11 protein-coding genes are annotated in these 13,287 nt (G+C 37.3%); 10 read left to right on the top strand and 1 reads right to left on the bottom strand.

Annotated elements, in window-relative coordinates; all coding sequences use genetic code 11:
* Positions 1–471, bottom strand: a 471-nt coding sequence (locus CLV31_RS21525; protein ID WP_146250959.1) for a hypothetical protein, incomplete at its 3' end; no start/stop codon positions are given.
* 237 nt (positions 472–708) lie between these two features.
* Here CLV31_RS21525 and tcmP point away from each other — a divergent pair.
* From tcmP to CLV31_RS21475, 10 genes are all read left to right on the top strand, one after another.
* Positions 709–1,572: a three-Cys-motif partner protein TcmP gene (gene tcmP / locus CLV31_RS21520; RefSeq protein ID WP_111395156.1), complete on the top strand. Its 864-nt coding sequence runs from the start codon at positions 709–711 to the stop codon at positions 1,570–1,572.
* The gene (locus CLV31_RS21515) at positions 1,553–2,281 is read left to right on the top strand and encodes a DUF5131 family protein (RefSeq protein WP_111395155.1); all 729 of its coding nucleotides are present in this window, start codon (positions 1,553–1,555) and stop codon (positions 2,279–2,281) included. Before tcmP ends, CLV31_RS21515 begins: the two co-directional genes overlap by 20 nt.
* 73 nt (positions 2,282–2,354) lie before the next feature.
* Complete coding sequence (locus CLV31_RS21510) at positions 2,355–3,818, top strand: toll/interleukin-1 receptor domain-containing protein (RefSeq protein ID WP_111395154.1); 1,464 nt, start codon at positions 2,355–2,357, stop codon at positions 3,816–3,818.
* A 1,098-nt stretch (positions 3,819–4,916) separates the two neighbouring features.
* The gene (locus tag CLV31_RS21505) at positions 4,917–6,110 is read left to right on the top strand and encodes an SIR2 family protein (protein ID WP_111395153.1); all 1,194 of its coding nucleotides are present in this window, start codon (positions 4,917–4,919) and stop codon (positions 6,108–6,110) included.
* On the top strand, positions 6,107–7,876 hold the full coding sequence (locus tag CLV31_RS21500; RefSeq protein WP_111395152.1) for an ATP-binding protein: 1,770 nt from the start codon (positions 6,107–6,109) through the stop codon (positions 7,874–7,876). The genes CLV31_RS21505 and CLV31_RS21500 overlap by 4 nt, the downstream gene beginning before the upstream one ends.
* Positions 7,877–7,878: 2 nt before the next feature.
* The gene (locus CLV31_RS21495; protein WP_111395151.1) at positions 7,879–8,094 is read left to right on the top strand and encodes a KTSC domain-containing protein; all 216 of its coding nucleotides are present in this window, start codon (positions 7,879–7,881) and stop codon (positions 8,092–8,094) included.
* A 426-nt stretch (positions 8,095–8,520) separates the two neighbouring features.
* Positions 8,521–9,306 (top strand): phospholipase D-like domain-containing protein, encoded by a 786-nt coding sequence (locus tag CLV31_RS21490; RefSeq protein WP_181452694.1) that lies wholly within the window; start codon positions 8,521–8,523, stop codon positions 9,304–9,306.
* Between the two features lie 793 nt (positions 9,307–10,099).
* The gene (locus tag CLV31_RS21485) at positions 10,100–10,516 is read left to right on the top strand and encodes a 3-hydroxyacyl-ACP dehydratase FabZ family protein (RefSeq protein WP_111395149.1); all 417 of its coding nucleotides are present in this window, start codon (positions 10,100–10,102) and stop codon (positions 10,514–10,516) included.
* 398 nt (positions 10,517–10,914) lie between these two features.
* The gene (locus tag CLV31_RS21480) at positions 10,915–11,574 is read left to right on the top strand and encodes a hypothetical protein (protein ID WP_111395148.1); all 660 of its coding nucleotides are present in this window, start codon (positions 10,915–10,917) and stop codon (positions 11,572–11,574) included.
* Between the two features lies 1 nt (position 11,575).
* Positions 11,576–12,628, top strand: coding sequence for a restriction endonuclease (locus tag CLV31_RS21475; RefSeq protein ID WP_111395147.1), 1,053 nt, complete (start codon positions 11,576–11,578; stop codon positions 12,626–12,628).
* The last annotated feature ends 659 nt before the right edge of the window (positions 12,629–13,287 follow it).

The raw sequence follows: 13,287 nt of genomic DNA, 5'->3' as shown, positions 1-13,287 counted from the left end.
ACAGCTCTCGATAGGTGTCATGAATAGTCTTTTCCATCCCGCAACGTTAGTCCCCATTCCATTACCCTTCAAGATGTGGTTCTTCGGATGGATACATTGCTCACGGGTAATAACCTCAAATATCAATTTATCCAGCACCCGATGGCTGATAGCGGTAGGTTTGGAAACTGGCTGTTCGAACCTGTTCTCTAAATCAAGCTTGACTAAGTTTTCTTTGATAAGGGATCGGTCAGGCCTGAATGCTCCGAACCAGAATCGATTGGATGTACCTCCGTAGAGTAGCGTATTTCCATTTTTGTCCAGCTGGAAATACCTGAGGTAATTCAGGTTCTTGGTGACGATCGATTTACCGTAGATAGCCATGAGGCTATCCGTTTCCACTTGTTCAGGACTCGCTGGGATAGGATCAGGAATCGTACTGCAGGAAACAGCTAATCCGAGTAGGAGTAAAATAATGCCCAGTCGTGCCATAAAAAAATGAGTTTCACTAAGATAAAAAGATCGAATCAGATGAAAAATACCCACTAGTGGGTATTTTTTCTTTTAAGAAAATCACTTTCTTGCCATTACTAAATCTTTGGAAGTAAATGGTTATAAGTCAGTTATCAATTCAACCTAAAAAACTCATCTGGTTTGGGATACTGATTTTGATTTCCTCAGGGGACATTAGAAAACCAAATAGAATTTCTCAAATAGGCTTAATTACATATGAATAAGTTTGGTGGGATATGGACATACGAAAAAATTAAAATAGTAGAGAAGTATGCTCGCGCCTACTTGGAAATAATGAAAGACAGGCCTTACTGGAAGCTACTTTATTTTGATGGGTTTGCGGGATCTGGGGATATTGAAGTGGATGGAGTTCTTGACGAGAAGATAATTGAAGGTGCTGCCAAACGTATTATCTCAATCGAAGAACCTCGATTTTTTGACATCTATTATTTTGTTGAACTTGACAAGGCAAAAGCAGCGCGTCTTGAAAAAGGTTTAGAATCAATAAAAAGAAGTGGCGTTTATGTGGTTGCTGATGATTGTAACAAAAAGCTCTTGGATTTAGCCGAGTTTTTGAAGGGAAAAGGAAGAGCATATAAGGCCTTAGCATTTGTAGATCCCTGCGGTATGGAGGTAAACTGGGAATCCATTTCAGCTCTAAAGGATCTTTCTGTGGATTTATGGATTTTAGTTCCTACGGGATTAGGACCAAATCGATTGTTGGCTAGGTCAGGCAAAATTTCGGATTCATGGTTTCTTAAACTGGAGCGGTTTTTTGGGATTCCAAAGAACTTAATTGTTGAAACATTTTATTCAGTATCTGAATCGATTGACCTGTTCGGGAACAAAATGATAACTACCAGCAAGAATGTTAAAGCAGTAGATAAAATCAAAGTGCTTTACACCCAGAAGATTAAGGAGGTTTTCAAATTTGTTTCAAATCCTTATGAGCTTGAAAACTCAACACATTGTATTATGTATCATTTCTTTTTGGCATCAAACAATCAAACGGCGGTTAATATTGCCAACGATATTATCAAAAAGATGAAAAACGAGAAATATGGCACAAACTTCAATTGAATGGACCGAACTGACCTGGAATCCGGTCACGGGCTGCACCAAAATCTCCGCAGGCTGCAAATTCTGCTATGCCGAAGTCATGACCAAGCGCCTGAAGGCAATGGGAGTAGAGAAGTACCAAGCGGGATTCAAAAAGGTGCGAATCCATGAGGATGCCTTAGGGATTCCTTATACCTGGAAGAAATCCAAAGTGGTCTTTGTCAATTCCATGTCCGATCTGTTTCACAAGGATGTGCCGCTGGAATTTATCCAAAAGGTATTTCAGGTCATGAAGGACAATGGACAGCATGTCTTCCAAGTCCTGACCAAACGGGCAGATCGACTCGCCGAAATCAGCCATCTCCTGCCTTGGGCGCACAATATCTGGATGGGGGTCTCAGTCGAAGATGATCGGGTTCTGGATCGGATTGATTTTTTACGTCAGACCGGAGCGAAGGTCAAATTCCTCTCCTGTGAACCGCTGATAGGGCCATTACCAAATATGAACTTGGACGGAATCGACTGGGTCATCGTCGGAGGAGAGAGTGGACACAAACCTCGACCTATGGACCCGGAATGGGTCTTGGATATTCAGGAGCAATGCCAAGCCGCCAAAGTCGCTTTCTTTTTCAAACAGTGGGGTGGGAAAAACAAAAAGAAGGCAGGCAGAAAACTCAATGGGCAGACCTTTAATGAAATGCCTGACGTGGAGTTAGATAAATTTATTTAGGCAGGACAAATTTGCATGGTTAATTAAAATACAGGCAATTAAGGTCCATCATCAATAATCCTAATTGTTAAATATGGAAGAGCCAGAAACGATCAAAGTTTTCATTTCTTACAGCCAAACCAATTCAAATCATCAAGATTGGACTATCAGGCTTGCTAATCGCCTCCGACATGATGGTGTAGATGTTGTATTAGATAAATGGGATTTAAAGCCTGGCCATGACCTTCATAAGTTTATGGAGTCAATGGTTTCGGATGTTGCAATAAAAAAAGTACTTATAATATGTGATAAAACATATGTTGATAAAGCTAATGATAGAAGAGGAGGAGTAGGAACCGAAACGGAAATCATCACCCCGGGAATCTACAAAGCGAGTGATCAGGAAAAATTTATACCAATAGTTACAGAAAAAGATGAAGACGGAACCCCAATCCTGCCTGTATATCTCAAAACCAGGTTGTACTTTGATCTTTCTGATGAAAGCTCTTTTGAAAACAACTATGAAGAGTTGTTAAGGAACTTGTTCAACAGGCCATCCATTTCAAAGCCTGCTTTAGGTAATCCTCCTAAATACTTGTTTCAGGATGCTGTTAACACTTTTAAAACCTCTTTTTTAGTTAATAGGCTTGATAATCAAATGGAGCGTAATCCAGATAGGTTAAATGGTTTAATCCAAGAATTTCTTGATTGTGTTTTTGAAGAAATGAACCAATTTGAAATAGTAAGTAGCGGTTCATATAGGTCTGATGCAGGTAAAGCTCTCGTTAATTTCTCAAACCAATATACTCCTATCCGGAATGACTTTATATTGTTTTTCCAAAAACTCATTCGTTCTCAATTAAATTTTGATTTTGATATCATAATTTCTTTTTTCGAGAAAATGACAACTCTTTTGAATAGTAAGGGGAATGGCTCACACTACGCGTATCAATATGAGGGCTTTCTTTTGCCAATTCACGAATTTTTCCTTTACCTCGTAGCTTTGGGTTTAAAATATAGATCTTATGAATTCATAGAAAATCTATTTTCTGCATTATATTTTACAAGGGATAGGGAAAATTATCAAAATGAAGGGAGAGATTATACATATTTTATCTCAAGGTCAATTGAAGACTTAACCCAATATTACGTACATATTGAACAGCAAAGGTATACTTCCCCTCTAGGACATTTATTTACATCAAGGTTGATGAAAGAAGTTTCAAAACAAGAACTTGTAGAAGCTGACCTTCTTTGCCACTACATCGCAGTTTTAAAGAAAAAGTATTGGTTCCCCTATCTTTATATTTATTTTGAACAAGGAAACTATCGAGAAGTAGGAAGAATTGAAATATTGTATAGAATGATTTCTCGAAAGCATTTGGAAAAGGTAAAAAGGGTTTTTGGTTTTGAAACCATAGAAAGTTTTAAGCAAAGACTAATTGAACTAAAATCAAACCCAGATAGAAATCAACAATTTGGATTTTCTGATAGGTGGGATAGAATTTTGGCTATTTTTCAAGTTATCGACCCTGATAAAATTGGAAGTCAAAATTAAAAACACACAAGCTTGTCATTTTAATGAATAGAATTATTCCACTTACACCACCTTCCTCAAACAACTCTGCATCGAGTGTTCTAGGGTAGTGTATTGGATTTCGATTTCCTGTTCAAGTTGATCCCATAAGGCCGTTAAGTCATTGAATTTTTATTATAAGGCTTTTAGGGAATTGATAAATTGAAATCCAACTAGTATTGATTTTTATAGATGGAAAGTGACACCTTTCCACCTTTCCTCTTAATTAATTGGCAGATTCCCACATGGTTTCCTGAATGGATTTGGTATTCTTTTGGGTATTGGTTTTAGCCATTATTGGATAATCTTTTCTTTAAATCTAAGTGATTGGGCGATATTCGCCCCTATTTTCTTGATTGGCTGACCGGAATTGACCAGAATTTGCTTTCAAAGCCTGCAACTGATCCGTGTAGGTGAGTATTTTCTGGATTTTATCATTTAGCACGAGAAAAACCTCTATTCTTCCTCAATTTTTTCCTTTTGATACCAAAAATACCCACTTGTGGGTATTTTTTCCTCCCTAAAATTCCCTTTCTTAGCTTAACGAAGATTTTGATAATCAGCGAGAGTAACCGGGATAAGCCCTATGGATTTCTAGCCTTGGACTTTCTACTACACGATCGCCCTCTCCTGAAGGAGAGGGATGGGGTGAGGTAAATCAAAGCAGGTTCTCGGTGCTCCCGAAAAGCATCGGCAGGAAGTAGTTATTGCTGGCAGCATACAGGGTAGGAAAAGAGGTCAATTACAGATAGGTAAGGATAGTAGGGTAGGACGAGGCGTTGAGAAATCTTTTTGAAAAAGATTTTAGCCATGGGTCAGATTGTAGGCTGTGTAGGGTGAGGTAGAAGTAACGAAGCTTTTGATAACAATCGAGAGTAAGCGGGAGAAGTGCCAGGGGATTTCAAATCATGGATTTTCCACTGAATGATCGCCCTCTCTTTAAGGAGAGGGAGGGGTGAGGTAAATATGGAATACCGACTTCCCAAGGCTTCTCTTTTTTGGCCAGATTGCGTTTAAAACTCTTTACGTTGGTGGCAAGCCTAAGGCACGACCAAAGACCAAATAGACAAATCGAATGAAATGGAAAAAATAAACTTAATAAGAGAAGTAAGAGAACTGAAAACACATTTATCCTATTCTAAAAACATAGGATTCTTTTTTGGTGCAGGGACTTCTTGTGCATTAAAAATACCAAATGTTGAACAATTGACAGCAGGTATAGAAGCAGATCTAAAGGGAGCCAACAAAGACAACTTTCTTGCAATTAAAGAAGACTTAAAAACCATTATTACAGACCGAAATGTCAATATTGAAGACATATTAAATCATATTAGAAGGATTCGAGAGATTACAGGGGAAGTCAATACAAAAAGCTATCAAGACATAACAGGCGAATCAGCCAAAACCCTCGATATTGAAATTTGTAAAATAATTTATCAAATCATTGCTGCAAAAGAAGCGGTAGCCGATATAAGTCAAACAAAAAAGTTCTTTGCTTGGCTAAGTATGCTGAATAGAGACTTTTCAAAAGAAATATTCACAACAAATTACGACCTAATAATAGAGAAATCATTAGAAGCGAGCCAAATTCCCTATTTTGATGGATTTGTTGGTTCATTTGAACCTTTCTTTTGGCAAGAAAGTATTGATCAATTTGTCTCAAAAAATGACTTGACTCAAAATTGGATTAGACTTTGGAAAATTCACGGCTCATTGAGTTGGTTTTGGAAAATTGACCCAGCAACAAAGGCACAAAAAATCATTCGACAAGGGAAAATTGAGAAAATAGAAGATGAGAAAAATGAATTGGTAATTTACCCTTCAAAGGAAAAATACGATTCATCCAAGAAACAGCCGTTTATAGCTTATTTCGACAGATTGAAAAACTATTTACTTAGCGGGGAACTCCTTTTTATTTTCTCAGGCTATTCATTTTCCGACCAACATATAAACGAAATTATATTCAACTGTTTAAGGCAGAATAATAGATTAACTGCCTTGGTTTTCTTTTTCCAAGATGCTGAAGTAGAGAATTTGCATAAACTAATATCTTCATATATGAATCTCATAGTCTTTGGGCCAACAAAGGCTATTGTAAACGGCAATTTGGGAGAATGGCACTATTCAGCGGATGATTTGAAACTAAATGAAAAATCAGAAACTTATTGGGATTCCAAAACAAACACGTTCAAACTTGGTGACTTCAATGAACTTGTAAACTTTCTTGTTTCCAATTCAGGAAAAAGAGAAGCAATTGAAAACCTTACTAAATGAAAACCGAGATAACATATTTAGGTCACATAATACGGGTTGACTCGGGAACAATTGAAGTGGAAGTTTCAAACGACATACCATCAGCAGCTCCTATTATAAACGGTCGCCTTTATAAAATTGGACAAATCGGAACATTCGTAAAGATTCCGATTGGCAATATTACAATTTACGGTATTGTTTCATCAGTGAGTAATACTCCAAGCAAAACAGATGAAACGCTTCTAAAATATAGTTTTGGCTCAAGGTTTTTAACTGTTCAACTTGTTGGCGAAAAAGTTGGAGAAGATGATTTCGAAAAAGGTATTGGGACATACCCAACAATCAATGATGAAGTTCACATAGTTATTGAAAAAGACCTATTTGATATTTATGGCAAAAAAGATGCAGGTTCTATAGAAATCGGCAAACACTCATCTTCTGAAAATTTAAGCGTTTATGCAGATATACACAGATTAGTTTTGAGACACTGTGCAATTTTGGGTTCAACAGGTAGTGGTAAGTCTAATACAACAGTTAGTATTCTCAAAGCAATTTTGAATGGCTATCAAGGGTCAAGAATTATTCTTGTTGACCCTCACGGAGAATATTCTTCGGCTTTTCCTGAAGCCAAAGTTCTAAAAATTAATGACCCAGCCAATCCATTATTCATTCCTTTTTGGTTAATGTCCTTTGACGAGCTTGCATACTTTTTAGTAGGAGCAAAACCAACAGATGACCAAAAACCAGATTATCGTTTATTTCGAGAATTAGTTACAAATCTCAAAAAGGAGAATTGCAATCTAAAATCGGGTATAGTTAATCCCGACTTTGTTACAAGCGATTCGCCAATTCCTTTCAGTGCGAGAAAACTATGGTATGAAATGAATTGGTGGTTAAATGCTAGTTTTAATACTACAAAAAAGGATGAACAAAATTTGGCTACTTCAATCAAAGAAGGTGACGGAGATGCAGAAAGTCTAATTGGTGCAAAATTCACTTCACATCTTTCAACGAGCAACGACAAACCACCATATAAATCACAGCACCAAGAATTTTACTCTTACGAGAAGAAAATTTTATCAAGGCTCAAAGATTCACGATTTGATTTCCTTTTTAATCCAGGAGACTTCAAAGATGCTGATTCAGATAAGGATTTACATCATCTCTTAAATGAATGGATTGGAAGCGACAGTAAACTCTCAATATTAGATTTAAGCGGAGTTCCTTTTGAAGTCCTTGATATTACAGTTGGATTAATAACAAGATTCGTTTATGATAGTATGTTTTGGGGGCGGAATGAACCATATACAGGAAAAAACAGACCACTCCTTTTGGCTTATGAAGAAGCACACAACTATCTTAACAAAAATGACAATAACAGTTATTCAAAAGCAGCGGTAGAAAGAGTATTCAAAGAAGGAAGAAAGTTTGGTTTAGGGGCTTTAGTAATTTCCCAAAGACCATCAGAAATTTCAGAAACAATCTTAGCACAAGTGGGAACTTTCATTGCGTTACGATTAACTAATTCGGGTGACCAGTCAATAGTTAAATCCTCTGCACCCGACAACTTAAACAGCTTGATTGACCTACTCCCTTCGTTACGGACAGGTGAAGCGATAATAGTTGGAGAAGCAATTAAAATTCCCTCAAGAGTAAGACTTAAACTTAATGTTCCAAGACCAACAAGTGATGACCCAAAACTTGTTGAAAAATGGCAACAAGAACACCCGACAAATGAAGAAAATTATAAAACCGTTGTTACGAGAATAAGACAACAAAAATTTTAAATATGGACAGACAATACGTAGTATCATCAATGATAGCGAGTATTGGGTTTGACCCGAATACTTCGACACTTGAAATCGAATTCAAAAAAAACGGTGCAGTTTGGCAATATTACGACTTCCCAGAAAGCACTTATTATGAATTTATTGGAAGTGATTCAGTAGGTAAATTCTTCTTGGCTCACATTAAAGGACATTACTCAGAAAACCAAGTAGGATGACGAAAGACAGAAGGCCAGCACCCAACAACTAGGTTTCCGTTGCGTGCGCAGCACGAACAATGAAACCGCTGTGTGTGCCTTGAATGGTGGATATAGGTCATAACGATGACCGTTCCAACGGGTGAAAGTCCCTTAAGCGCGGAGGTAACGCCACGAAGCCAAGCAAGTGATAGGCTTAGATTTCGGCAGCAATCTTTTGCATGATAAGTCTATGCTTATTCGAACATTTGAAATTGATTCAACCTTAGGTACTTCTCGTACGAAGCCATTTACAAACATAAAGAGCTCCCGATAAGGATCGTGACAGGTTGTGTGAGATGAGAGTCTCACGCACAGCCAGTCCCGTTTTTACCGGAGTTCTTTGGGAAGGTAAGGATGAAATTCCCTCGACTGACCCAATTAGCACCAATACTAAAAAGACATCCAATGAAAGTGACAGAATATTTTATTGATAACATTTCTCCTCATATAATCGGATATGGAAAAGGAAAAGACTTAGTTAAACTTTTCAACCAGTTCGGTTTTAAAGACATCTACTCATCCGACAAAGGAGGACTTCCTTACATCGGTAAAAAGAATGGGCAACCACCAAGCAAAACAGAGTATGTCAAAGACAGACTAAATCGACTTTCAAGTAAAAATGATGGTTCGTTACGAGACTTACTAAACATTGTAATTAATAAAATGCCGGAAATAATTGACAACATACAAGGTCTTCTAAATGATGAAGGTTATGTAATTGAACAAAATGACGGGACTTACAATATTCAAGGCGGAGTAATAATGAAAGCTAAACCAGTAATCAATGAGGCCCATTTTCAAGAAATTCAGAATAGAATATTGACAGCTTTAGACAAGGCTAAAATTTCTATTTGGGTTGTTTATGCCTGGTTGACAAATAAGACACTTTATGCAAAATTACTTGATAAGCAAAATGAAGGTCTAGACGTTAGAGTTGCAATTTTTGATGATTCAATAAACGCAAAATATGGTGTTGACATAACCATGTTTCACAATCATTATTTTCTAAAAGGAACTAAAGGTGGTATAATGCATCATAAATTTTGCGTAATAGACAATCAAGTAGTCATAACAGGATCCTACAATTGGTCAAATAACGCAGAGTTTAGAAACGATGAAAATGTTACTGTAGAACACAACCCTGAACAAGCGACAAACTATTCGTTAGAATATAGGCGACTTGTCAAATAAGTACTGGTGCTAACAACTAGGCTTTCATTGCGTGCGAAGCGTGAAAAAGGAAAGCTCTGTGTCTGCCTTGAACTCTGAATATAGCTCAAAACGATTACTCTTCCAAAGGATGAAAGTACCTTAATCCTGGGAGTAATTATTCCTAAATTGGCCCTGGATGTTCCGGAGCATATTGACCCCCTAAGTCCGGAGGTCTTTCAGTTTCAAAAAGGGCCTTCAGGCTCTTGATTCTACTTACATTCCGGCGAATGTTGACCCCTTAAATCGGATTTCAACCTGGATTCCAGAGCATATTGGCCCCCTAAAGCTTGACTTTCGCGTGGATCTCCGGGGCTACTTAGGTAAAAGAGGAATAGGTGAGTTTGTGGAAAACTTTTTCCGATTCACCTTAAAAATACCCAGTTTTGGTATTTTTTAGTTCCAGATTTTTTCATTTCTTGAGAATCTAATTGACAGTTAGTCAATTGCCAATCCTTGACTGACCAAGAGATTCCAGCATTTCAGGGTTTTCTTGATTTTCCGCTTCTTCAAAATGATCCTGCTCCTGACTAGTGCAGCCCAGATTGGATTGGAATCTACAAGTCTACCACCTCACCCCCTCCCTCTCCATGTGGAGAGGGAGGGGGTGAGGTGGCAAAACCAATTACAAATTGGTATGGATATTAGAGTGAAGTTACAAACTCACTCAGTCCCTACGATAATTTGACTCCTCCCAGAGGGGGTCGTCCGCAATTTGCTGACCGTTGTGAGTCATGTTGAAAAACCTGCGTTTGCAAACCATAAATAAGAAATAATGAAAAAAGAAATAGAAAGTTTAATTCCACATAGATATCCATTCATTTTTGTAGATGAGATACTGAGCGCGAATAATGATTCAGTGGTCGGTTTAAAAACTTTTAATAAAGAGGATGACAAGATGCTTACGGGTAGTTTTCCTGATTACGAATATATTCCAGGAATGATTATTATTGAATCAATGGCACAGTGTGGTGGAGCAGGAATTAAGAAAGCAAAATTAGCAGATGGCTTTTTTGGGCTTGCTGCCATGAATGATGTTCAGTTCTTTAAAGGCGTGACCTATGGTGATCAAATTCGTTATGAGATAAAGAATATTAGGGTAAGTAATAGAATTATTAAACAATCTGGGATAGCCTATTTTGAAGGGGAGCCAATTGCTCAGGCTACTTGGACTTGTGGTAGAATAGATTAAAAAAACAACCGCTAACAACTAAGGTTTCGTGCGGCTTGCAAAGCCAAGCATGAAGGCGCTGCGCTTGGCTTGAATGTTGAATAAAGATCAATACGAAGACCGTTCCATTGGGTGAAGGACCCTTAGTGCGGGCGTAACGCCTCTAAACCAATCAAGTGATTGGCTTAGATTCTGGCAGTAATCTTTTGCATGATAAGTCTATGCTTCTTTGAGCATTGGAAATTGATTCAACCTTAGGTACTTTTAGTACCAAGCGATTAATAAACATGAAGAGCCGTGTGAGGTGAGAGTCTCACGCACAGCCTGTCCAGATCTTCGGGAGTTCTGTGGGAAGGTGAGGGTGAAATTCCCTTGCCTGACCCGATTAGGCACAATTTTAAAAACCCTAAAGACAATTTATGCTGCCATTCAAAATTTCGACAAAATGGATTACTATAGAAGTTTATAGACGAGGAATTGTATTTACTGTTGCATCAATTTTATTAACATCTGGAGTTACCTTATGCAATGAGAAGATTTTGATGGCATTAATTTCAATAATAAATAAACAGGTTTTTAATTCAGAGCCTAATAATTTAGCGCTTTTTATTGGGTTCACTTTAATAGTGATATCCTTATTACTCTTTTATTTATTGATTATAAATTGGAGAAAGGAAATCTATTCAAAAGTATTTCTTGAGATTAGAAAAGCTGTGGACAGTTTTGGCACTGCGTGGAGAACAAGAATTAGGTATGCATCATCAACATCCCTGCGTGAACTTCACACTCAGGCATATAATGATTATTTATCAGGATTTAATTTTTTACGTGACAATCAGACAATAATTGATGTTGAATGTTATGAAAAGGCATGGGAATTACTAAACAAAATAGGTGAAGAGATACTAGAGCTTGACACCTATATTAAAGTGCTTGAAAAAAAAGAAAATAACGAATCAATTAACTACGATCCTGAAAAAGCAAATAAAGAAAGTCAAAGATATGTTGATGTTATTATTCAATTATACAAAGAGTTTGTAATAATTATCAAAGAAAAAGAAAAGTATAGAATAAAATAAAATGACAGATTGGAGTAAAATATCACCTGACAGATTCGAACAGCTTTGTACTGAAATTATACAAAGCGAAGGCTTCTATAATATAAGACGACTTGGAAAAACAGGAGACCGAGGAAGAGATATTTTAGCACAAAAGCAGACGCAATTACTTTATGGTTCAAAAGAAACACAGAATTGGGTTATACAATGCAAAAGATATGTTAGCACTAATCTAACTTCAGCAGACATTGGCGAAGAGTTGAATAAAGTTAGAATGCATTCACCTGACTATTATGCAATAATTCTGACCAACACATTGAATCCAAATGTTCATGATTGGCTTGAGGGTGTAAAGAATCAGTATCCTTTCAAAATTTTGGTATTTGACGTTGACTGGCTGGAGGAGCAATTGAAACGACAACCAAGTCTTTATCAAAGTTATTTTGAAAACAAAGAACGGAATCCTTCCTTTCAATCCATACACCAGACAACAGATTTACAAGTTTACACAGCAGGTCAAATGCCCTCTGAAGCCATTAGAGGTGCTGTTACTTGGTGGAGAGCTCAATTAGAATCAGAATCCAAAAACTTAATCAAAAAGATTGGCTTCTATCACCCAGAATTTTCTGGTTGTGACCATACAGGAATTTATCTTTCCGAAACTGTTCAAGAGGACTTTAGAATGATTTCCCAATCAAATTTGATTGTTGCTTATCTAGAGCGTGACGAATTATATGGAACAATTGCAGAGATAATGATTGCTTATTCAATGAATAAACAAATTGCAATTTTCATAGACGAATCAATAAAAACAGAAATTAAATCAAGTGAACTTGAAGAAAATTCAGAAACGGTAAATTCGGACTATTATGCTGAGGTTTATCAAAAAGTTTTTAAAACAAATCATTCATGCCCTTGCGACTTAATGAACGAATTAGAACCAATTCATTTGAATAATTATTGGTTTATTATTCAATTTCTCAAACTTAGACAACCTGACGCACATATACAAATGACCAACAAAACAACAGTGACAAAGGATATGATTAAATACTTAAAGATATTTACGAAATAAAAACTGTGCCTAACAACTAGGTTTTCGTTGCGTGCGGAGCACGAACAATGAAACCGCTGTTGCACGAAACCGTGAAGTTCTTATGGGGATTGAGTCGGTAATTTTGGAGGGAAAGGATGTGTCCAATTAGATTGAAAAGTAAACCCTGCCATCAGATTTTGCCTCGAGTCAAAAAAGTTAGATTGTTTTCAGCCTTTCCAGACCTGTTTTGGAAGGGCTTTTTTGTGGCATGGGCATAGCTTCGCCAGCCCGATTAAAATCAGGAATTAAAATTGAGTGGGTACAGTAGAAAACACTGTCTTTGGAGGGCCTCGTTTAGGTAAGCGTTGGATGCTTACCATGCTCTCCTTGATAATCTCACCCCATACTGACCCACCGATTTCGGAGTAAACTGACCCACCTGTTTCAGTCGATATTGACCCAGGTGTTTCAGTGCATACTGACCCACCTATTTCAGTTGAAACTGACCCACCCTTCCGGTGATCTTTTCTGATTTCTTTGGATCTACAAACCCAAAATAACAATGGTTGCAAAATTTAAGACCATTTACAGAACCGGAACATTTGTATCCCTCCGACCAACCCCATATTGCAGAAAAAGTGATTTTTATTTAGGGCGGTATTTGGGCCAGTTGGATGGCAGGAGTTGGTAGAGGTTTT

Source organism: Algoriphagus aquaeductus (assembly GCF_003253485.1).
GTDB classification, from domain to species: domain Bacteria; phylum Bacteroidota; class Bacteroidia; order Cytophagales; family Cyclobacteriaceae; genus Algoriphagus; species Algoriphagus aquaeductus.
Note: the sequence above shows the minus strand (reverse complement) of the source record. Positions and strands in the feature narration are given on the sequence as shown.